Origin of the sequence: Pseudomonas sp. BF-R-26, assembly GCF_019947395.1 — a bacterium.
GTDB lineage: Bacteria > Pseudomonadota > Gammaproteobacteria > Pseudomonadales > Pseudomonadaceae > Aquipseudomonas > Aquipseudomonas farris.
The window spans coordinates 108717-129957 of record NZ_JAGYGK010000002.1; the positions used below are offsets into that span (position 1 = coordinate 108717).

At 60.1% G+C, this 21241-nt stretch carries 17 protein-coding genes; 12 read left to right on the forward strand and 5 right to left on the reverse strand.

All coding sequences use genetic code 11. From position 1 onward, the window contains the following. The first annotated feature begins 29 nt into the window (after positions 1-29). Entirely contained in the window at positions 30-1958 is a 1929-nt protein-coding gene (locus KGB18_RS02690; protein ID WP_201059252.1) for a transglycosylase SLT domain-containing protein, read from the forward strand. 79 nt (positions 1959-2037) lie between these two features. On the opposite strand, the gene KGB18_RS02695 is transcribed toward KGB18_RS02690, so the two are convergent. After that, the gene (locus KGB18_RS02695; RefSeq protein ID WP_411736810.1) at positions 2038-3822 is read right to left on the reverse strand and encodes an ABC transporter transmembrane domain-containing protein; all 1785 of its coding nucleotides are present in this window, start codon (positions 3820-3822) and stop codon (positions 2038-2040) included. 265 nt (positions 3823-4087) lie between these two features. Here KGB18_RS02695 and KGB18_RS02700 point away from each other — a divergent pair, with 265 nt between their 5' ends. Continuing rightward, entirely contained in the window at positions 4088-4267 is a 180-nt protein-coding gene (locus KGB18_RS02700; protein ID WP_007907798.1) for a PA1571 family protein, read from the forward strand. Positions 4268-4441: 174 nt separating this feature from the next. On the opposite strand, the gene pdxB is transcribed toward KGB18_RS02700, so the two are convergent. Then, complete coding sequence (gene pdxB, locus KGB18_RS02705; protein ID WP_123720872.1) at positions 4442-5584, reverse strand: 4-phosphoerythronate dehydrogenase PdxB; 1143 nt, start codon at positions 5582-5584, stop codon at positions 4442-4444. A 304-nt stretch (positions 5585-5888) separates the two neighbouring features. Between pdxB and KGB18_RS02710 the strand changes: the two genes are divergently transcribed. Then, positions 5889-7298: an MATE family efflux transporter gene (locus tag KGB18_RS02710; protein WP_038979966.1), complete on the forward strand. Its 1410-nt coding sequence runs from the start codon at positions 5889-5891 to the stop codon at positions 7296-7298. Here KGB18_RS02710 and tusA read toward each other — a convergent pair. After that, entirely contained in the window at positions 7295-7546 is a 252-nt protein-coding gene (gene tusA / locus KGB18_RS02715) for a sulfurtransferase TusA (RefSeq protein ID WP_007907805.1), read from the reverse strand. The two genes, KGB18_RS02710 and tusA, sit on opposite strands and share 4 nt — an antisense overlap. Positions 7547-7722: 176 nt before the next feature. After that, positions 7723-8796, reverse strand: a complete 1074-nt coding sequence (gene rlmM / locus KGB18_RS02720; RefSeq protein ID WP_123720871.1) for a 23S rRNA (cytidine(2498)-2'-O)-methyltransferase RlmM — start codon at positions 8794-8796, stop codon at positions 7723-7725. Positions 8797-9018: 222 nt separating this feature from the next. Here rlmM and acnA point away from each other — a divergent pair, with 222 nt between their 5' ends. From acnA to KGB18_RS02735, 3 genes are all read left to right on the forward strand, one after another. Further along, positions 9019-11760, forward strand: coding sequence for an aconitate hydratase AcnA (gene acnA / locus KGB18_RS02725; RefSeq protein WP_223569349.1), 2742 nt, complete (start codon positions 9019-9021; stop codon positions 11758-11760). Positions 11761-12049: 289 nt separating this feature from the next. Beyond that, positions 12050-12841 (forward strand): CPBP family intramembrane glutamic endopeptidase, encoded by a 792-nt coding sequence (locus KGB18_RS02730; protein WP_201059258.1) that lies wholly within the window; start codon positions 12050-12052, stop codon positions 12839-12841. A 104-nt stretch (positions 12842-12945) separates the two neighbouring features. Continuing rightward, positions 12946-14511, forward strand: coding sequence for a methyl-accepting chemotaxis protein (locus KGB18_RS02735; RefSeq protein WP_123720867.1), 1566 nt, complete (start codon positions 12946-12948; stop codon positions 14509-14511). A gap of 202 nt (positions 14512-14713) precedes the next feature. On the opposite strand, the gene KGB18_RS02740 is transcribed toward KGB18_RS02735, so the two are convergent. Next, positions 14714-15391 carry an alpha/beta family hydrolase gene (locus KGB18_RS02740; protein WP_123720866.1) on the reverse strand — a complete coding sequence of 226 codons (678 nt, stop codon included), beginning with the start codon at positions 15389-15391 and terminating at the stop codon, positions 14714-14716. Between the two features lie 95 nt (positions 15392-15486). On the opposite strand from KGB18_RS02740, the gene ccoN (KGB18_RS02745) reads away from it, so the two are divergent. The 6 genes from ccoN (KGB18_RS02745) (at position 15487) to ccoO (KGB18_RS02770) (ending at position 21238) form a co-directional block, all read left to right on the forward strand. Next, on the forward strand, positions 15487-16911 hold the full coding sequence (ccoN, locus tag KGB18_RS02745; RefSeq protein WP_123720865.1) for a cytochrome-c oxidase, cbb3-type subunit I: 1425 nt from the start codon (positions 15487-15489) through the stop codon (positions 16909-16911). A 10-nt stretch (positions 16912-16921) separates the two neighbouring features. Beyond that, positions 16922-17530 (forward strand): cytochrome-c oxidase, cbb3-type subunit II, encoded by a 609-nt coding sequence (gene ccoO / locus KGB18_RS02750; RefSeq protein WP_123720864.1) that lies wholly within the window; start codon positions 16922-16924, stop codon positions 17528-17530. A 21-nt stretch (positions 17531-17551) separates the two neighbouring features. Beyond that, positions 17552-17755 carry a cbb3-type cytochrome oxidase subunit 3 gene (locus tag KGB18_RS02755; RefSeq protein WP_123360719.1) on the forward strand — a complete coding sequence of 68 codons (204 nt, stop codon included), beginning with the start codon at positions 17552-17554 and terminating at the stop codon, positions 17753-17755. Beyond that, positions 17752-18705 carry a cytochrome-c oxidase, cbb3-type subunit III gene (ccoP, locus tag KGB18_RS02760; protein ID WP_123720863.1) on the forward strand — a complete coding sequence of 318 codons (954 nt, stop codon included), beginning with the start codon at positions 17752-17754 and terminating at the stop codon, positions 18703-18705. The genes KGB18_RS02755 and ccoP overlap by 4 nt, the downstream gene beginning before the upstream one ends. 482 nt (positions 18706-19187) lie before the next feature. Next, positions 19188-20630 carry a cytochrome-c oxidase, cbb3-type subunit I gene (ccoN, locus tag KGB18_RS02765; protein WP_052965444.1) on the forward strand — a complete coding sequence of 481 codons (1443 nt, stop codon included), beginning with the start codon at positions 19188-19190 and terminating at the stop codon, positions 20628-20630. Continuing rightward, positions 20630-21238: a cytochrome-c oxidase, cbb3-type subunit II gene (gene ccoO, locus KGB18_RS02770; RefSeq protein WP_009042961.1), complete on the forward strand. Its 609-nt coding sequence runs from the start codon at positions 20630-20632 to the stop codon at positions 21236-21238. The genes ccoN (KGB18_RS02765) and ccoO (KGB18_RS02770) overlap by 1 nt, the downstream gene beginning before the upstream one ends. Positions 21239-21241 lie beyond the last annotated feature (3 nt).

A 21241-nucleotide genomic window follows, 5' to 3' on the forward strand; every position in this document is an offset into this window, starting at 1 on the left:
ATGTCACGATTTCTCTGTCCGGATGCCTCATGCGCAGTCGCCTTTTCAGTCTTTTTTCATGCTTGCTTCTTACTGCCGCTGCCGCTCAATCCGCTCAGGCGGTGGACTTGTCTACCCAACGCCAATATTACGATGAAGCCAAGCGTGCCTTGGCCAAGGGCGATTCCGGCCCTTATTTCCGTTATAGCCAGGCGCTTGCCGATTATCCGCTGGAACCCTACCTGGCCTATGACGAGCTGACCGCGCGACTGAAAACCGCGAGCAACGCCGAAATCGAGAAATTCCTCGCCGAGCACGGTGACCTGCCGCAAGCCAACTGGATGAAGTTGCGCTGGCTACGCTGGCTGACCGAACGCGGCGATTGGGCAACCTTCGTTAAATATTATGACCCCAAACTCAATTTCACCGAACTGGACTGCCTGAACGCGCAGTATCAGATCAGCAATAACCGCAAGGCCGAAGGCTACGCCAACGCCGATAAACTCTGGCTGACCGGCAAAACCCAACCCGACGCTTGCGATGGTGTGTTCGGCATGTGGGCCGCCGATGGCCAACTGACTGAACAGAAACGCTGGGAACGCACCAAGCTCGCCGCCCAGGCGCGCAACTATCCGCTGGCCAACAGCCTGATCAATGGCCTGACGACACTCGCCCCGCGCGGTCGCCTGCTGGTGGATGTGGCGCAAAAACCCGAGTTGCTCGATCAGCCGTCGCGCTTCACCCCGGCCGATGAACCGATGTCCGACATCGTCAGCCTCGGCCTGCGCCGCCTGGCTCGTCAGGATCCGGACAAGGCCATGGCCCTGCTCGACGGCTACGCCAGCAGCATGCACTTCTCCCGTGACGAAAAAGTCGCGATTGCCCGGGAAATCGGGCTGACCCTCGCTCGTCGTTTCGACAGCCGCGCGCTGGACGTGATGACCAAATACGACCCGGAGCTGCGGGACAACACCGTTTCCGAATGGCGCTTGCGCCTGCTATTGCGTCTGGCCCGCTGGGACGACGCCTATCAGCTGACCCGCCGCCTGCCTCAGGAGCTGGCCACCACCAACCGCTGGCGTTACTGGCAGGCTCGTAGCCTGGAGCTGGCGCAGCCGCAGAATCCGGAAGCACAGACGCTTTACAAGGGCCTGGCTCGCGAGCGCGACTTCTACGGTTTCCTGGCGGCCGATCGCTCGCAATCCCCCTATTCGCTGAACAACAAACCGCTGCTGCTCAGTCAGGCGCTGATCAACAAGGTGCGTAACACCCCCGGCATACGACGCGCCCTGGAATTCCATGCACGCGGGCAGATCGTCGACGGTCGTCGCGAGTGGTACCACGTCAGCCGGCACTTCAGCCGTGACGAAATGGTCGCCCAGGCGAAACTGGCTTACGACCTGAAATGGTATTTCCCGGCGATCCGCACCATCAGTCAGGCGAAGTACTGGGACGACCTGGATATTCGCTTCCCGATGGCCCACCGCGAAACCCTGGTCCGTGAAGCCAAGGTCCGTGGCCTGCACTCGAGCTGGGTATTCGCCATCACCCGGCAAGAAAGCGCCTTCATGGCCGATGCACGCTCCGGCGTCGGAGCCAGCGGCCTGATGCAACTAATGCCCGGCACCGCCAAGGAAACTGCGCGCAAGTTCAGCATTCCCCTCGCTTCGCCGCAGCAAGTGTTCGATCCGGACAAGAACATCCAGCTCGGTGCCGCTTACCTGAGCCAGGTCCACAGCCAGTTCAACGGCAACCGCGTCCTCGCCTCCGCCGCCTACAACGCCGGTCCCGGCCGCGTACGTCAATGGCTGCGTGGCGCCGATCACCTGAGCTTCGATGTGTGGGTGGAAAGCATCCCGTTCGACGAAACCCGGCAATACGTGCAAAACGTGCTGTCGTACTCGGTGATTTACGGCCAGAAGCTCAACTCACCACAACCGCTGGTGGATTGGCATGAACGGTATTTCGACGATCAATGAGCCTGCTTTAAAACGCTGACAAAAATGCCCGCATCGATTGATGCGGGCATTTTTTATGGTGCTCTACTGGGTCGGTTACTTAGTCGGTTACTTGATCGGTTGGGGCATGGCGCCCATCACTAAACTGCAACGCCGCCAGCCGTGCATACAGCGCATTACTCGCAATCAACTCCTGATGCGTCCCCACCGCCACCAGTTTCCCTTGGTCCATCACTGCGATCCTGTCGGCGTTTTTCACTGTGGCCAATCGGTGGGCGATGACCAGTGTGGTGCGATTTTTCATCAGGCTGGGCAGGGCTTGCTGGATCAGGTGCTCGCTCTGGGCGTCGAGGGCACTGGTGGCTTCGTCCAGCAGCAGGATCGGCGCGTCCACCAGCAGCGCCCGGGCGATAGCCAGGCGCTGGCGTTGCCCGCCGGACAAACCGAGGCCAGCGTCGCCGAGATGAGTCTGGTAGCCGTTGGGCATTTGCTCGATGAAGTCGTGGGCATAGGCGATTTTCGCGGCTTCCTGGACCTGGGCCAAAGTCGCCGTCGGGCGGCCGTAGCGAATGTTCTCTTCGATGCTGCCGAAGAACAGCGCCGGGGACTGCGAGACGAGGGCGAAGCAGCGACGCAGATCCAGAGGGTCGAGTTGGGTCAGCGGCACGCCGTCCAACAGGATGTGTCCTTCGATGGGGTCGTAAAAGCGCAATAGCAGGTCATACACCGTCGACTTGCCGGCACCGGACGGCCCGACCAATGCGAGCGTTTCGCCGGCGTTGATCGTCAGACTCAGACCATCGACGGCATAGCTTTGCGGACGCGACGGGTAGGAAAAGCGCACATCTTGCAGCACCAGATCGCCCTTCACCCGTTCAGGCAACGTCACCAGGCCCTGGGTCGGTGGCTGGATGATGTTTTCCGAACGCAATAACTCGGCAATCCGCTCCGCCGCCCCTGCTGCACGCTGCAGTTCGCCGATCACCTCACTCAACGTGCCGAAGGCACCGCCGACGATCAGGCTGTAAAAAACGAATGCTGCCAGCTCACCCGCAGAAATCCGCCCGGCGATGACATCCATGCCACCGACCCAGAGCATTACCCCGACCGCGCCCAACACCAACAAGATCACCAGGGTAATCAGCCAGGCCCGCTGGAAAATGCGCTTGCGGGCGGTATTGAAAGCCTCTTCCACGGTTGTGGCAAAACGCTGCTCGTCCTGAACCTGATGGTTGTAGGCCTGCACGGTTTTGATCTGACTCAGGGTTTCGGAGACATAGCTGCCGATATCGGCAATCCGGTCCTGGCTCAGACGTGACAGAGTGCGCACCCGGCGACCAAAAATCAGGATCGGCGCGACCACCAGCGGCAACGCGACTACCACGATGCTGGTGAGTTTGGGGTTGGTGATGAACAGCAAGACAATCCCGCCGATCACCATCAGCCCATTACGCAGGAACAGCGACAGCGAAGAGCCGATTACCGATTGCAGCAGCGTGGTGTCTGCGGTCAGCCGCGACTGGATCTCGGAGCTGCGGTTGTCTTCATAGAACCCCGGATGCAGGTAGACCAGATGGTTGAACACCCGACGGCGGATGTCGGCGACAACGCGCTCGCCGATCCACGACACCAGGTAAAACCGTGCAAAAGTGCCAATCGCCAGACCGACCACCAGCAGCATGAACACGCCGATGGATCGGTTGAGCAAATGCGGCGACCGGGTCATGAAACCCTGATCCACCAACAGACGAATCCCCTGCCCCATGGACAAGGTGATGCCGGCAGTGACGATCAACGCCAGCAAGGCACCCAAAGCCGGCCAGCGATAAGGTGCGAGGAAACGACTGGCCAGACGAATGGCGCGGCGGTGACGGGAAGAGAGCATGAAGATCATCCGATGGCGCAACCAATGGTTTTAACTCGACCAAGCCTACACCGGTCATGGGATTGAACGCTGTAAATCATAATGAGTCAGGTTAATTATGACCGCCAAGACTAGTGGCTAGAGATTATTGGTCTAAAGTCCGGGTGGAAACGTCAGGGTATTTCTGATGGACTGAGGATGCCGACCTGAAGATCGCAGGGAGTTGTCACAGCCCGGTCACCTGGCGGTTCTACAGTAAGCACACAACCTGATGAGGAGACAGGCCATGTCCTTGCAAAACAGCAGCGATGACAAGATTCCAGTGATCCGCACGCAGCCAGACCAGTCTCTGGGTTGCTCGATTATTGATAAGGATGGGCACGAAGTACCGATCACTGAAAACATGATCCAGGACGCTTGCCGCGAACTGGAAAAGCGATTGGTCAAGCCTGCCGAACAAGAGTGATATAGCCACCGTCTTCTTGGCCCGGCTCTTTTAGCCGGGTTTTTTATGGGCGCCTTTTGAGGGTGCTGCGCACCCTATCGCGGGCAAGCCCGCTCCCACAGGATTACCGCGATTTCAAAATTGACGCATGACCTGTGGGAGCGTGGCTTGCCCGCGATAAGGCCAACGCGGCACTCAGACAGCCGAAGCACCCAACGCCGCCACAATCTGCTGCAATGCCGGCGAATCCCCCTCGATCCGCACCTTCAACCCATCGATCTCACGCCGCAGCGGGTAATGCTTGCGTAGCGCATCGAACGCCGCGCGCTGCTCGCTCACGTTGCCTACAAGGCTGCGACGGAAATCCGCGTCGTCACGGCGCGGGTCGTACACGCCACGGCACAACATCGCCAGTGCCCAGGCCGGATCGCTGTCAGCGTTCAGCGTCACTGCCGACAGCCAAGGGGCTGGCAGCAAGTCGCTCAGGTGGACCTGTTCCGGTTGCCCGAGGAATTCGCAAAACGCCTGATAGATCTGCGCCGTCCCGCGCTGTTTGCCGTCGAGGCTGTAACCGGCAATGTGCGGCGTCGCCAACACACACAACTCAGCCAGTGCCACATCGACCTCAGGCTCAGCCTCCCAGACATCCAGCACCGCTTGCAGATCTTCACGCTGCAACAGCACCTGGCGCAGGGCGGCGTTGTCGATGACCGGGCCACGACTGGCGTTGATCAGCCAGGTGCCAGGCTTGAGCTGGTTCAAGCGGGTTTTATCGAACAGATGCCAGGTCGCCTGAAGGCCTTGCTTGTCCAGCGGGGTGTGCAGACTGATGACGTCGCATTGTTCGATGATCTGCTCAAGGCTGACGTAATCGCCCCCTTCAGCGGCTTGCCGGGGGGGATCGCAGACCAGCACGTTCCAGCCCAGACCTTGCAGAACCTTGATCAGCCGCCCGCCCACTTCGCCGGCACCGACCACACCGTAGGTGCGCCGAGTCAGGTCGGCACCTTCGATTTCGGCCAGGGTCAACAGGCTGCCCAGCACGTAATCGACCACACCCCGGGCATTGCAACCTGGCGCGCTGGACCAGGTGATATCGGCCTGCTGAAAGTAATCCAGATCCAGATGATCGGTGCCGATGGTGCAGGTGCCGACAAAGCGCACCTTGCTGCCTTCGAGCAATTCGCGGTTGACGTTGGTCACCGAGCGCACCAACAGCACATCGGCCTGCTCGACAGTGGCGCGGTCGATGGCACGTCCAGGCACCCGGCGGATTTCACCGAAACCTGCGAAGAAGGCATCGAGCAGCGGGATATTTTCGTCGGCAACAATCAGCATGGCAGGCTCCTTTGGCGGATCGGCAGTGTAGGCGGAGATGGCCGTGATGGGCCAGCAGGCATTGTTCACCTTAAATGTGAAGGGACCACTCATCCTGTGGGAGCGGGCTTGCTCGCGAAAGCGGTGCGTCAGGCAACATTGATGTCAACTGACACTCCCCCTTCGCGAGCAAGCCCGCTCCCACAGGGAATATCGCAACGTCCGAAAACCATTTACAAATCCGCAACACAGGACTTTTCCTGACCACTGCGTCAAGGCGTAGAATGCGCCGCCTGCGCATCAAAACCCTTTTGGACGTTTCGCCTTGAATTCCGTGACTGACCGCCCCTCCGCTATTTCCCTCAATCGCCCGGCCCGGGTTCGCCTGGAGCTTAAAAACCTGCTCGGCCTGGCGTTGCCGATCATGATCGCGCAACTGGCGACCACCGCCATGGGCTTCGTCGATGCGGTGATGGCCGGTCGGGTCGGGCCTCGAGATCTGGCGGCCGTCGCGCTGGGCAACTCGATCTGGGTGCCGGTGTTTCTGCTGATGACCGGCACACTGCTGGCCACCACGCCGAAAGTCGCCCAGCGCTTCGGCGCTGGCACTCACAGCGAGATTGGCCCGATCGTGCGCCAGGCGTTGTGGCTGGCGCTGGTGGTGGGTTTGATGGCGACCGGCATGCTGTTCAGCGCCGAACCGATCCTGCACATCATGAAGGTCGATCCCGAATTGATCGGCCCATGCATGCAGTATCTGCACGGCATCGCCAGCGGCCTACCTGCCGTCGCGTTCTATCACGTGCTGCGCTGCTTCAGTGACGGCCTGGGTCGCACCCGCCCGGCCATGGTCCTTGGCCTGTGCGGGTTGGCACTGAATATTCCGCTCAATTACATCTTCATCTATGGCCACTTTGGTGTGCCGGCCATGGGTGGCGTCGGCTGCGGCTGGGCCACGGCGATCGTAATGTGGGTGATGGCGCTGGGCATGGCCGGCTGGGAGCGCTGGGCGCCGGCCTATCAGTCGAGTGAGTTGTTCAGCCGTTTCGACTGGCCGCAGTGGTCGGTGATCAAGCGTCTGCTGGGCATCGGCCTGCCGATCGGCATTGCGGTGTTCGCCGAGTCGAGCATCTTCGCCGTGATTGCCCTGCTGATCGGCAGCCTCGGCGCCACCGTGGTCGCCGGGCACCAGATCGCGCTTAACTTCAGCTCGCTGGTGTTCATGATCCCCTACTCCCTCGGCATGGCCGTGACCGTGCGAGTCGGCCAGGCACTCGGCCGTGAGGAACCACGCGAAGCCCGCTTCGCCGCCGGTGTCGGCATGGGCACCGCCCTGGCGTATGCGTGCCTGTCGGCGAGCATGATGCTGTTGCTGCGTGAACCCATCGCTGCGATTTACACCGCCGACCCGACGGTGATTCAGGTGGCGGCAATGCTGATCGTGTATTCGGCGCTGTTCCAGTTTTCCGATGCGATCCAGGTGACGGCGGCGGGCGCACTGCGCGGCTATCAGGACACGCGGGTGACGATGATCCTGACATTGTTCGCGTACTGGGGGATTGGTTTGCCGGTGGGTTACGCCCTGGGCCTGACCGACTGGCTCGGTGCGCCGAGCGGCCCGAGCGGGCTGTGGCAGGGTTTGATCGTCGGTTTGAGTTGCGCGGCGCTGATGCTGTCGATCCGCCTGACGCGCAGTGCACGCAAGCGGATCCGCATCAGTCGTTCGGCGGGTTAGGCGAGTTTCTTACGGATCCAGTAGAGGTAGGTGCCTGCCTCTTCGTGCTGCGCGACCAGTTCGTGGTCGAGAAACACGCAAAACTTGGGGATGTCGCGACGGGTCGACGGGTCGGTGGCGATCACCTTCAGCAGGCCGCCGGGCACCAGGTCACGGATGTGCTGGTGCAGCATCATCACCGGTTCCGGGCAATTGAGGCCGGTGGCGTCGAGGGTGCCGTCTACCGGCGTATCGATCATTTCACTCATGATTTACTCCTGAAACTTGCCGGCATTGTCGCGCATTGCCGGGTGTTCGGTCATCTGTCGCGTACACCGTACCTGTGGGAGCGGGCTTGCCCGCGATAGCGGTTGATGAGCCAGCATAAATGCTGAATGTACCGGCCTCATCGCGGGCAAGCCCGCTCCCACAGAGTCCGTGTACTTTAACGGGATTTCGGTTTCTTCACGTCCAATCGGCGCAAATGGCAGGTCACTTCCTCACGATCGTGATACAGCTGCTTGCAGCCAATCTCGACCCGAATGCCCCGCGCCTTGAACCCGTCGGCAATACGTTCCAGCAAGCGCTTCACTTCGGCATAACGCTGTTTCATCGGCAGCTTGAGGTTGACCACCGCTTCCCGGCAATGCCCCTCGCCAATCCATTCTTCCAGCATCGCCGCGTTGCGCGCCGGTTTCTCGACGATATCGCAGACCATCCAGTCGACCGGTTGCTTGGGCTTGAAGGTGAAACCGTCGGCCATCAAGTGCTGCACCAAACCGGTGTCCATCAGGCTTTCGGCCATCGGGCCGTTGTCGATGGCGGTCACCAGCATGCCGCGGTTGACCAGCTGCCAGGTCCAGCCACCGGGCGCAGCGCCGAGGTCGACACCGGTCATGTCGCTGTGCAGGCGCTCGTCCCACTGGTCCCGGGGGATGAAATGGTGCCAGGCCTCTTCCAGCTTGAGGGTCGAACGGCTCGGCGCTTCACGCGGGAATTTCAGGCGTGGAATGCCCATCGGCCACATCGCCGAATTATTCGATTCCGCCAGGCCCATGAACACTTCGCGACCACTCTTGAAGGTCAGCAACAGCCGTGGCTTGTGGGCGTCTTCCACCAGTTTGCCGGCCGCCATCAGCGCCTTGCGCAGGTGGCCTTCGAATTTCTTGCAGAAGTTCGACAGCTCTTTGCCATCGTTGGTGTCGACCATTTCCAGCCACAGGCTGCCGCACAGCGGGAAGTCCGCCATGTGCGCAAGGATCACGCTGATGCGGTCGGTTTCCGGCAGATCGATGAAGATCCCGCGAGCCCACTGGCGAGGGAAGATCAGGTCAGAGAAACGCTGGCCACGCATTAGGCGCTCGGCGCCGTCTTCTTCGGTGCAGATAAATTCGGCGCAGGCGCTGGCGGTCTTGGCCTTGGCATAGCCGGCCACGTTCAGCCGCGCGGCATGTTCGGAAATCTCGGAACAGACTTCGCTTTCGAAGCCCGGCCGGCAATGCATAAAGAGGGTGTTCATTCTTACTCCTGGGCAGTTGGCGAAGAATTCAGCCACTGCGCGATGCCCAGACTTGCGTTGAAGCAAAGCCTGTCACGAAAACCGGCGCATGATAGCCGAGTTCGGAACCTTGGACTTGTCCATAGAGTCCAGTTATTAGCCAGCTACTGAAAACAGGGCTAGCTTTAATGCTCTGTCCGTCCCCTCAGTCCGTAGCCGTGCGGACTTAAAGGAGTGATCGCAATGCCGTCCCTCGATAGCCTGAACACCCTTAAAACCTTACAAGTCGACGACAAGACCTACCACTATTTCAGCCTGCCCGAAGCCGCCAAAAGCCTGGGCGATCTCGACAAGCTGCCGATGTCGTTGAAAGTGTTGCTGGAAAACCTGCTGCGCTGGGAGGACGAGAAAACCGTTACCGGCGCCGACCTCAAGGCGATTGCCGCTTGGCTCAAGGAGCGTCGCTCCGATCGCGAAATCCAGTACCGGCCCGCGCGGGTATTAATGCAGGACTTTACCGGCGTTCCCGCCGTGGTCGACCTGGCCGCCATGCGCGCCGCCATGGCCAAGGCCGGTGGCGACCCGCAGCGAATCAATCCGCTGTCGCCGGTGGACCTGGTGATCGACCACTCGGTGATGGTCGACAAGTACGCCAGCTCAAGCGCCTTCGAACAGAACGTCGACATCGAAATGCAGCGTAACCACGAGCGTTACGCCTTCCTGCGCTGGGGCCAGAGCGCCTTCGACAATTTCAGCGTGGTGCCACCGGGCACCGGCATCTGCCATCAGGTCAACCTTGAGTACTTGGGCCGCACAGTCTGGACCAAGGATGAGGATGGGCGCACCTATGCTTTCCCCGACACCCTAGTTGGCACCGACTCCCACACCACCATGATCAACGGCCTCGGCGTGCTCGGCTGGGGTGTGGGCGGGATCGAAGCGGAAGCAGCGATGCTTGGCCAACCGGTGTCGATGCTGATCCCGGAAGTGATCGGTTTCAAACTCACCGGCAAGCTCAAGGAAGGCATCACCGCCACCGACCTGGTGCTGACGGTGACCCAGATGCTGCGCAAAAAAGGTGTGGTCGGGAAATTCGTCGAGTTCTACGGCGACGGCCTCGCCGACCTGCCGCTGGCCGACCGCGCGACCATCGCCAACATGGCCCCGGAATATGGCGCCACCTGCGGCTTCTTCCCGGTGGACGAGGTGACACTGGAGTACTTGCGCCTGTCCGGCCGCACACCGGAAACCGTGAAACTGGTGGAGGCCTACAGCAAGATCCAGGGTCTGTGGCGCCTGCCCGGCAAAGAGCCGGTGTTCACCGACAGTCTGGCCTTGGACATGGGCAGCGTCGAGGCCTGCCTCGCCGGGCCGAAACGCCCGCAGGACCGCGTCTCGCTGCCGAATGTCGCGCAAGCGTTCACTGACTTTCTCGGCCTGCAATTCAAACCCTCCAGCAAGGAAGAAGGTCGCCTCGAAAGCGAGGGTGGCGGTGGCGTCGCGGTGGGCAACGCCGATCTGGTCGGCGAAACGGACTACGACCACGAAGGCCGCACATATCGGCTGAAAAACGGCGCGGTGGTGATCGCCGCGATCACCTCTTGCACCAACACCTCCAACCCCAGCGTGATGATGGCCGCGGGTCTGGTGGCGAAGAAAGCCATAGAGAAAGGCCTCAAGCGCAAACCTTGGGTCAAGAGTTCGCTGGCCCCTGGCTCGAAAGTGGTCACCGACTACTACAAGGCAGCGGGCCTGACCCAATACCTTGATGAACTCGGTTTTGCGCTAGTCGGTTATGGCTGCACCACCTGCATCGGCAACTCCGGACCGTTGCCGGAGCCGATCGAAAAAGCCATTCAGAAAGCCGATCTGACGGTTGCCTCGGTGCTCTCGGGCAACCGCAACTTCGAAGGTCGCGTACATCCGCTGGTGAAAACCAACTGGCTGGCCTCCCCGCCACTGGTCGTGGCCTATGCATTGGCCGGCACGGTGCGCATCGACATCAGCAGCGAACCGTTGGGCAACGACAAGGACGGCCACCCGGTTTATCTGCGAGACATTTGGCCGAGTACCAAAGAAATCGCCGACGCGGTGACTCAGGTGAACACTGCGATGTTCCACAAGGAGTACGCCGAAGTGTTTGCCGGCGACGAGCAGTGGCAGGCGATCGAAGTGCCGCAGGCGGCGACTTATGTCTGGAACAACGATTCGACGTATATCCAGCATCCGCCATTCTTCGATGACATCGGCGGCCCTGCGCCGGTGGTCAAGGACGTCGAAGGAGCGAAAGTCCTCGCGCTGCTCGGTGATTCGGTGACCACCGACCACATCTCCCCGGCCGGCAACATCAAGGCTGACAGCCCTGCCGGCCATTACCTGCGCGAGCAAGGGGTGGAGCCGCGGGACTTCAACTCCTACGGCTCGCGTCGCGGCAACCATCAAGTGATGATGCGTGGCACCTTCGCCAACATCCGGATTCGCAACGAGATGCTCGGCGGTGAAGAAGGCGGCAACACGATTTATATGCCGACCGGGGAGAAGCTGCCGATCTACGACGCGGCCATGCGTTATCAAGCGTCAGGTACGCCACTGGTGGTGATCGCCGGGCAAGAATACGGCACCGGTTCGAGCCGCGACTGGGCGGCCAAGGGCACCAATTTGCTGGGCGTGAAAGCAGTCATCGCCGAGAGCTTCGAGCGGATCCACCGTTCCAATCTGGTGGGCATGGGCGTATTGCCGTTGCAGTTCAAACTGGATCAGAACCGCAAGAGCCTGAACCTCACTGGCAGGGAAACTCTGGATATCCTTGGCCTCACTGGCGTCGAATTGACTCCGCGGATGAACCTGACGCTGGTTGTCACCCGTGAAGACGGCAGCAAGGAAAAGATAGAGGTGTTGTGCCGGATCGATACCCTCAATGAAGTGGAGTACTTCAAGGCCGGAGGGATTTTGCATTACGTGTTGCGGCAATTGATTGCCTCGTAACAGCCTCTGACAACGACACCGCCTTCGGGCGGTGTTTTTGTTTACGCGGTGTGCGTCTCTATAATCGCGCGCCCATTAGTTTTGTGTCGATCACAGGACAAATGTGGCCTGTGGTGAGGGGACCTGTGGCGAGGGGGCTTGCCCCCGTTTGAGGGCGTAGCACTCACAAGATCTTTGGTAATCAGAGATTTGGGGACTGCTTCGCAGCCCAACGGGGGCAAGCCCCCTCGCCACAGGGCTCCCACAGGGACTTAGGCAATCCGCAGAATCTCTGAAACAAGGACTTAACATGATCGCTCTGCCATGGACTTATCTGGCACTTCTCTCCATTGGCTACGGCCTGGCGTTGATCTATGGCCATCTCGGTTGGCTCGCTGGTATCTCCTTCGCGTTGCTGCTGTTCGCCGGTTTCGCGGTTCGCCAACAACACGTTCCCATTGGCCGCTATCTCGGCCACGGCTTGTTCATCGTCCTGGCGGTGGCGCTGGCAATGCACTGGCTTCCCGGTTTCTTCAATGGTCGCGCCATTGATCCCCAACGTTTCACCGACGATGCGGTGCCGTTTGCGATGTACCTGAATCAGGACAAACCTCTGATCGGCTTCTGGCTGTTGCTGGTTTGTCCATGGATTGTCGGCCGGCGCTCGTTGCGGCTGTCCGTTTATGCCACCGCCCTCGCCCTGACCGTAAGCGCTGTGCTGGCCTTGGGTGGCGCGCTATTGCTGGGCGTGATCAGTTGGGCACCGAAGTGGCCGGATGAGTCCTGGTTGTGGGTACTGAACAATCTGTTGCTGGTGACGCTGGTAGAAGAAGCGTTGTTTCGCGGCTACATCCAGGGCGGCCTGAGCCGGCAGTTCAAACACCTGCCTTATGGCGAAAATCTCGCCTTGTTGCTCGCATCAATGCTGTTCGGCCTCGTTCATCTGGGCGCTGGCTGGCAATGGGTGTTGTTGGCGGGCCTCGCGGGTGTCGGTTATGGCCTGGCCTACCGTTTCGGTGGATTGGGGGCGGCCATCGCCACCCACTTTGGTTTGAATCTGCTGCATTTCGGGCTGTTCACTTATCCGATGCTCGCCGGCTGACGCAATGGTCGTTTTGCGACACGTCACTGATTTATGAAAAAAACATTTCAATAAATGCCTGACGATGCCGATACCCCGTCAAAGCCTTGCGGATTGAAAAAGCCATGCGTAACAACCAGCCCATTACACAACGCGAACGGACCTTCCCGGCTCAGCAACGGTTGATTTCCACCACCGATGCCAAGGGCGTGATCACCTACTGCAACGACGCCTTCGTCGAAATCAGCGGGTTTTCTCGTGAGGAACTGCTCCGTGCGCCGCATAACCTGGTCCGTCACCCCGACGTCCCGGCTGCGGTGTTCGCGCACATGTGGGGCACACTGAAACAAGGCTTGCCATGGATGGGCATTGTCAAGAATCGCTGCAAGGCCGGTGACCACTACTGGGTTAACGCCTATGTCACACCCGTGTTCGACGGCAATCAGGTGATCGGTTACGAGTCGGTGCGGGTCAAACCCACCGCCGAGCAGATCCGCCGCGCCGAAGCGCTCTACCTACGCATCAATCAGGGCAAGTCTGCGATTCCCTCTACAGACAAATGGCTGCCGGTGCTTCAGGACTGGCTGCCGTTCATTCTGGTCAGCCAGTTGAGCTTCATGATCGGCGCCACCCTGACGTCCCAATGGGGCTTCGCCCTCGCCGCCGGCCTTTCGGTGCCGTTGGGCTTGATGGGTTTGAGCTGGCAACAGCGCGGTATCAAGCGTTTGCTGCGTCTGGCCGAACAGACCACGTCCGATCCGCTGATCGCGCAGATGTACACCGACAGCCGTGGTGCCCAGGCACGCCTGGAGATGTCGATCCTCAGTCAGGAAGCACGCCTGAAAACCTGTTTGACCCGTTTGCAGGACACTGCCGAACACCTGACCGAACAAGCGAAACAGTCCGACGCCCTGGCCCACAACAGCTCCACTGGCCTGGAACGTCAACGCGTCGAAACCGAGCAAGTGGCGACCGCTGTGAATCAGATGGCCGCTACCACTCAGGAAGTCGCCAGCCACGTGCAGCGCACCGCTGACGCCACTCAGGAAGCCAATCGCCTGACCGGTCGCGGTCGCGACATCGCCGGGGAAACCCGCGAAGCCATTCAACGTCTGTCGGTGGTGGTCGGTGAAACCGGCCTGACGGTCACGCAACTGGCCAAAGACAGCGACGAAATCGGCGGCGTGGTCGATGTGATCAAAGGCATCGCCGACCAGACCAACCTGCTGGCCTTGAACGCCGCGATTGAAGCGGCTCGCGCCGGTGAGATGGGTCGTGGTTTTGCGGTGGTGGCCGACGAAGTGCGTCAACTGGCGCAACGCACCAGCGAATCCACCGGGCAGATTCACGCCCTGATCGCCAAGTTGCAGCAAACCGCCAGCACCGCGGTACAAACCATGGAAGCCGGACATCGCCAGGCCGAAGAAGGTGTGGCGCGAGTGTTGGAAGCGGACCAGGCGCTGGTGGGCATCAGCGAAGCGGTGGCCAACATCACCGACATGACCACCCAGATCGCTGCAGCCACCGAAGAGCAAAGCGCAGTGGCCGAAGAAATCAGCCGCAACATCAGCAACATCTCACAACTGGCTGACCAGACCTCGGAACAGGCACAGCACTCGGCGCTGTTGAGTGAAGAACTGACCAAGACCGCGAATACCCAGTATTCGTTGGTGGAGCGGTTTAATCGCTGATAGCGCTTGAAGGCAAAAAAAACCGGACGGCGAAAGCGTCCGGTTTTTTATTATCCCCTTGAAAATTTGTTGCCTGTGAGGCCGCCATCGCGGGCAAGCCCGCTCCCACAGTGAACTGTGGTGTGGCGGGATTTTGGGATCGACTCGAAACCCTGTGGGAGCTGGCTTGCCCGCGAAGAGGCCCGAACTGGCACTGCAAATCTCACTGGAGAAACTCGGACACCTTCCCCGCCGCAGCCGCCAAATGCTGCTCATGCGTAAACCCCGAAGCCTTCAACGGCTTCAAATCATGGTCCCCTGCCGCCAGCCAGAACACCTCGATACTCGGCGCCAACGTGTAAGCCTCGACGGCCGCCAGACTGCCCAACGCATCCCGTTCACCCTGCACGATCAACGTCCGGGTCTTCAGCGCCGCCAGATGCTCGACCCGCGGCTTCTCCGGTTTGCCCACCGCATAAAACGGATACCCCAGGCACACCAGCGCATCCGCGCCCAACTCATCGGCCAACAAACTCGCCATCCGCCCGCCCATGGACTTGCCACCGATGGCCAGGCGCCCAGCGACATGGCGTCGCACCACGGCATACACCTCACGCCAGCATTCCTGCAGTTTGGGTGCCGGGTTCGGGGGACGTTTACCGCCATCGATACGCCGTTGCGCCATGTAGGGAAACTCGAAACGCAGCACGTTGACCCCATGCGCAGCAAGGCGCGCAGCCATGTCGCTCATCCAGCCACTGTCCATCGGCGCACCGGCGCCGTGAGCGAGAATCAGCGTTGCCGAAGCCGGCGCTGTGGCGGCATTCCACAACCATCCATGATCCCGCACACACTGCGCCCATTGATCCCCGTCAATACTGGCCTTGTGCTCTTTGCCCATGCTTGCCTCGCTTTTAGTCTGCCTATAACTCCAGGCGAAGGGAGCGTTGCCTTGCGCAAACGCCCTCACTTCGGCTGAACCGTGGATGGGGAACCATGAACACTTCTATCAGTACCGCCTACAACTACAAGGTGGTCCGCCAATTCGCCATTATGACGGTGGTGTGGGGCATCGTCGGCATGGGGCTCGGGGTTTTTCTCGCCGCCCAATTGGTCTGGCCTGAACTCAACTTCAACCTGCCGTGGACCAGCTTCGGCCGTCTGCGCCCGCTGCATACTAACGCGGTGATCTTTGCCTTCGGCGGTTGTGCCTTGTTCGCCAGTTCTTTCTATTCGGTGCAACGTACTTGCCAGACCCGTTTGTTTGCTCCCGCAATTGCGGCGTTCTGCTTCTGGGGCTGGCAGCTTGTGATTCTCTTGGCGGCCATCAGCCTGCCACTGGGTTACACCAGTTCCAAGGAATACGCCGAGCTGGAATGGCCGATCGACATCCTGATCACCATCGTCTGGGTTGCCTATGCCGTCGTGTTCTTCGGCACAATCATGCAGCGCAAGACCAAACACATCTATGTCGGTAACTGGTTCTTCGGTGGATTCATCATCACCGTGGCGATCCTGCACATCGTCAACAACCTTGAGCTGCCGGTGAGCTTCACCAAGTCCTACTCGGTGTACGCCGGTGCGACCGATGCCATGGTGCAGTGGTGGTATGGACACAACGCCGTAGGCTTTTTCCTCACCGCCGGCTTCCTCGGGATGATGTACTACTTCGTGCCGAAACAGGCCGAGCGTCCGGTGTATTCCTATCGCCTGTCCATCGTGCACTTCTGGGCGCTGATCACCCTGTACATCTGGGCCGGCCCGCACCACTTGCACTACACCGCGCTGCCGGACTGGGCACAGTCGTTGGGCATGGTGATGTCACTGATCCTGCTGGCGCCGAGCTGGGGCGGGATGATCAACGGGATGATGACGCTCTCGGGCGCCTGGCATAAGTTGCGCAGCGACCCGATCCTGCGCTTCCTCGTGGTGTCGCTGGCGTTCTACGGCATGTCGACCTTCGAAGGGCCGATGATGGCGATCAAGACGGTCAACGCCCTCTCCCACTACACCGACTGGACCATTGGCCACGTTCATGCCGGCGCGCTCGGCTGGGTGGCGATGATTTCCATCGGTGCGCTGTACCACATGATTCCGAAAATCTTCGGCCGCACGCAGATGCACAGCATCGGCCTGATCAACGCGCACTTCTGGCTCGCGACCATCGGCACCGTGCTGTACATCGCGTCGATGTGGGTCAACGGCATCGCCCAGGGCCTGATGTGGCGCGCCGTCAACGAAGACGGCACGCTGACCTACTCCTTCGTCGAAACCCTGGTGGCCAGCCACCCAGGCTTCGTCGTGCGACTGGTGGGCGGCGCGATCTTCCTCAGTGGCATGTTCCTGATGGCTTACAACACCTGGCGCACCGTTCGGGCCTCGCAGCCCGCCGAAGCCGCCGCTGCCGCGCAGATCGCCTGAGGAGTCCGCCATGAGACACGAAACAATCGAGAAAAACGTCGGCCTGCTGATGTTGCTGATGGTGTTCGCCGTGAGCATCGGCGGCCTGACCCAGATCGTCCCGCTGTTCTTTCAGGACGTGACCAATAAACCGGTGGAAGGCATGAAGCCCTACACCGCGTTGCAACTGGAAGGTCGCGACATTTACATTCGCGAAGGCTGCGTCGGTTGCCACTCGCAAATGATCCGCCCGTTCCGCGCCGAGACCGAGCGCTATGGCCACTACTCGGTGGCAGGGGAAAGTGTCTGGGATCACCCGTTCCTTTGGGGTTCGAAACGGACCGGACCTGACCTGGCCCGCGTCGGCGGTCGCTACTCCGAAGACTGGCACCGCGCGCATTTGTACAACCCGCGCAACGTAGTGCCTGAGTCGAAAATGCCGGCCTACCCGTGGCTGGTCGACAACAAGGTCGATAGCAGCCACACCGAAACCAAGATCCGCGCCATGCGCACCCTCGGCGTGCCCTACACCGACGACGACATCGCCGGCAGCGTCGCCTCGCTCCAGGGCAAAACCGAAATGGACGCGCTGGTCGCCTACCTGCAAGTGCTCGGCACTGCCATCAAGAGCAAGAGGTGAGCCATGTCCATGCCCTTTGAAATAGTAAGCGAAATGAGCAGTGGAATGATCCGCGGCCTGGGCACGGTCGTGGTGTTCGTGGCCTTCGTCGGCCTGACGCTGTGGGTGTTCAACAGCAAGCGCAATCCGGAGTTCGCCGAAGCGCGTCTGCTGCCGTTCGCCGACGAGCCGCAATCGGAAAACAGCACCCAACAAGAATCCGCCACAAGGAGTACCCGGCCATGACCACCTTCTGGAGTACGTGGATCTGCGTACTGACCATCGGCAGCCTGATCGGCCTGACCTGGCTGCTGATCGGTACGCGCCGAGGGGAAACCAAGGGCAGCACCGACCAGACCATGGGCCACAGCTTCGACGGCATCGAGGAGTATGACAACCCGCTGCCGCAGTGGTGGTTCATGCTGTTCGCCGCAACCTTGGTGTTTGCCGTCGGCTATCTGGTGCTTTACCCGGGCCTTGGCAACTGGAAAGGCATATTGCCCGGTTATGAGGACGGCTGGACCGGTGTCCACGAATGGGAAAAGGAGATGAACAAGGCTGACGCGAAGTTCGGGCCGATCTTCGCCAAATTTGCTGCCATGCCCATCGAAGAAGTAGCCAAGGACCCGCTAGCACTGAAAATGGGCGGTCGCCTGTTTGCATCCAATTGCTCGGTGTGCCACGGCTCGGATGCCAAGGGCGCGTTTGGCTTCCCGAACCTGGCCGACAGCAACTGGCGCTGGGGCGGCGATGCCGAAATGATCAAAACGACAATCATGGGCGGTCGCATGGCCGCAATGCCGGCCTGGGGTGAAATCCTCGGCGATGCCGGCGTGAAGAACGTCGCCGCTTACGTACGTCATGAACTGGCCGGCTTGCCCTTGCCGGAAGGCAGCACAGCCGACCTGCGCGCTGGACAGCAATCGTTCAGCACCACCTGCGTAGCCTGTCATGGGGTAAACGGCCAGGGCACTGAAGCCATGGGAGCGCCGAATCTGACGCAACCGGCCGGATTTATCTACGGTACAAGCCTGGCGCAACTGCAACAAACGATTCGTCATGGCCGCCAAGGCCATATGCCGGCGCAGAACGAACTGCTCGGCAACGACAAGGTGCAATTGCTGGCCGCTTACGTGTACAGCCTGTCTCAAGGCCTGAGCACCGAGCGTTTACAGGCTGAAGGCAAAAGCGAATAAATCTCGTCCGCGCAACGCCGCATTCACCCGGATGCGGCAGTTCCCTGCCCCTTTGCGACGCATTGTCGCACCCTCCCTAGGTCTTCCTTTCGGTTCGCCGGATTCAGGTCTAAGCTTCCCAGCGATGCGGACTGGCCAGCGCCGGTTCCAGGTCGATTCAACCCGATGTGTTCGACGAATTTGCTCGATGACAGGCCGCAAAGGCTGGTAGACACCGGCTATCGTCCCCGTTGCCCTCTGTTACCCGATCGTCGTGTTTGAACATACCCCGTTACAACTGACCTGAACCCCTCGCCTCTTTCATCCGTTGCGACATTTTGTCCGAGGGCAATTTTGTCCTTACGCGGCGCATGGAAAGGCCGCAGAATCAGCTTTTGAAAGCATTGACCCACGTCATGGCGCGTTGCAATGACCCCCCGCTTTCTACATACTTGCGGCCGATTTTTACTCCTAATAAAACACCCAAACCGTGGAACCTTAGAATGAGCACAGCAATCAGTCCGACTGCTTATAACTATAAGGTAGTCCGCCAGTTCGCCATCATGACGGTGGTCTGGGGGATCCTTGGCATGGGGCTCGGTGTCTTCATCGCCTCGCAACTGGTCTGGCCGGAGTTGAACTTCGGTCTGGCATGGACGAGCTTTGGACGCCTGCGCCCGCTGCACACCAACCTGGTGATTTTCGCCTTCGGTGGTTGTGCTCTGTTTGCCACTTCCTATTACGTCGTGCAGCGAACCTGCCAAACGCGACTGATTTCCGACAGCCTCGCGGCCTTCACCTTCTGGGGTTGGCAAGCAGTGATCGTCGGTGCGATCGTTACCTTGCCGATGGGTTTCACTACCACCAAGGAATACGCGGAACTGGAATGGCCTCTGGCTATTCTGCTGGCCATTGTCTGGGTCACCTACGGTCTGGTGTTCTTCGGCACCATCGTCAAGCGCAAGACCAAGCACATCTATGTCGGTAACTGGTTCTACGGTGCCTTCATCGTCGTGACCGCGATGCTGCACATCGTCAACCACGCGTCCCTGCCAGTCAGTTTCTTCAAGTCCTACTCGGCTTACTCGGGTGCGACTGATGCGATGATCCAGTGGTGGTACGGCCACAACGCGGTAGGTTTCTTCCTGACCACCGGCTTCCTGGGGATGATGTACTACTTCGTTCCGAAGCAGGCCGAGCGTCCGATCTACTCTTATCGTCTGTCGATCGTGCACTTCTGGGCGCTGATCACCTTGTACATCTGGGCCGGTCCGCACCACCTGCACTACACCGCATTGCCGGACTGGGCTCAGTCCCTGGGCATGGCGATGTCGATCATCCTGCTGGCACCAAGCTGGGGCGGCATGATCAACGGGATGATGACCCTGTCGGGCGCCTGGCATAAGCTGCGCACCGACCCGATCCTGCGTTTCCTCGTGGTATCGCTGGCGTTCTACGGCATGTCGACCTTCGAAGGCCCGATGATGGCCATCAAGACCGTCAACTCGCTGTCGCACTACACCGACTGGACCATCGGCCACGTACACGCCGGCGCTCTTGGCTGGGTAGCGATGATTTCGATCGGCGCGATCTACCACATGATCCCGAAACTGTTCGGTCGTGTGCAGATGCACAGCATCGGCCTGATCAATACGCACTTCTGGCTCGCGACCATCGGTACCGTTCTGTACATCGCCTCGATGTGGGTCAACGGCATCACCCAGGGTCTGATGTGGCGTGCAATCAACGACGACGGCACCCTCACCTACTCGTTCGTTGAAGCGCTGCAAGCCAGCCATCCTGGTTTCATCGTTCGCGCCCTGGGCGGTGCGTTCTTCGCCAGCGGCATGCTGTTCATGGCCTACAACGTATGGCGTACCGTACGTGCCTCGAACCCGGCTGAAGCCAAAGCTGCTGAACAGATTGCTGTAGTTGGAGCTCACTGATGAAGCATGAAGCAGTCGAGAAGAATATTGGCCTGCTGGCCTTCTTCATGGTTATCGCCGTCAGCATCGGCGGCCTGACTCAAATCGTTCCGCTGTTTTTCCAGGACGTCACCAACAAGCCGGTCGAGGGCATGAAGCCTCGCACCGCCCTTGAGCTGGAAGGCCGCGACGTGTACATCGCCAACGGTTGTGTCGGCTGCCACTCGCAGATGATCCGCCCGTTCCGTGCTGAAACCGAACGTTACGGCCACTACTCGGTCGCCGGTGAAAGCGTTTGGGACCACCCGTTCCTGTGGGGTTCCAAGCGTACCGGTCCGGACCTGGCTCGTGTCGGCGGTCGTTACTCCGATGACTGGCAGCGTGCGCACTTGTACAACCCGCGCAACGTAGTGCCTGAGTCGAAAATGCCAGCCTACCCGTTCCTCGTGGAAAACAAGCTCGACGGCAAAGACACTGCCAAGAAAATGGAAGTCTTGCGCACGCTCGGCGTCCCTTACACCGACGAAGACATCGCCGGCGCCAAGGATGCTGTGAAGGGCAAAACCGAAATGGACGCGCTGGTGGCCTATCTGCAAGGCCTGGGCACCATCATCAAAAGCAAACGGTGATTT

Coding starts and splice junctions, on each gene's coding strand:
- tusA (WP_007907805.1), bottom strand. CDS start 7,546: ATGAGTGAAATGATCGATACGCCGGTAGACGGCACCCTCGACGCCACC.
- KGB18_RS02740 (WP_123720866.1), bottom strand. CDS start 15,391: ATGGGCAAAGAGCACAAGGCCAGTATTGACGGGGATCAATGGGCGCAG.
- ccoP (WP_123720863.1), top strand. CDS start 17,752: ATGACCACCTTCTGGAGTACGTGGATCTGCGTACTGACCATCGGCAGC.
- KGB18_RS02695 (WP_411736810.1), bottom strand. CDS start 3,822: ATGCTCTCTTCCCGTCACCGCCGCGCCATTCGTCTGGCCAGTCGTTTC.
- ccoN (WP_052965444.1), top strand. CDS start 19,188: ATGAGCACAGCAATCAGTCCGACTGCTTATAACTATAAGGTAGTCCGC.
- acnA (WP_223569349.1), top strand. CDS start 9,019: ATGCCGTCCCTCGATAGCCTGAACACCCTTAAAACCTTACAAGTCGAC.
- KGB18_RS02690 (WP_201059252.1), top strand. CDS start 30: ATGCGCAGTCGCCTTTTCAGTCTTTTTTCATGCTTGCTTCTTACTGCC.
- pdxB (WP_123720872.1), bottom strand. CDS start 5,584: ATGCTGATTGTTGCCGACGAAAATATCCCGCTGCTCGATGCCTTCTTC.
- KGB18_RS02700 (WP_007907798.1), top strand. CDS start 4,088: ATGTCCTTGCAAAACAGCAGCGATGACAAGATTCCAGTGATCCGCACG.
- ccoO (WP_009042961.1), top strand. CDS start 20,630: ATGAAGCATGAAGCAGTCGAGAAGAATATTGGCCTGCTGGCCTTCTTC.
- rlmM (WP_123720871.1), bottom strand. CDS start 8,796: ATGAACACCCTCTTTATGCATTGCCGGCCGGGCTTCGAAAGCGAAGTC.
- ccoN (WP_123720865.1), top strand. CDS start 15,487: ATGAACACTTCTATCAGTACCGCCTACAACTACAAGGTGGTCCGCCAA.
- ccoO (WP_123720864.1), top strand. CDS start 16,922: ATGAGACACGAAACAATCGAGAAAAACGTCGGCCTGCTGATGTTGCTG.
- KGB18_RS02730 (WP_201059258.1), top strand. CDS start 12,050: ATGATCGCTCTGCCATGGACTTATCTGGCACTTCTCTCCATTGGCTAC.
- KGB18_RS02735 (WP_123720867.1), top strand. CDS start 12,946: ATGCGTAACAACCAGCCCATTACACAACGCGAACGGACCTTCCCGGCT.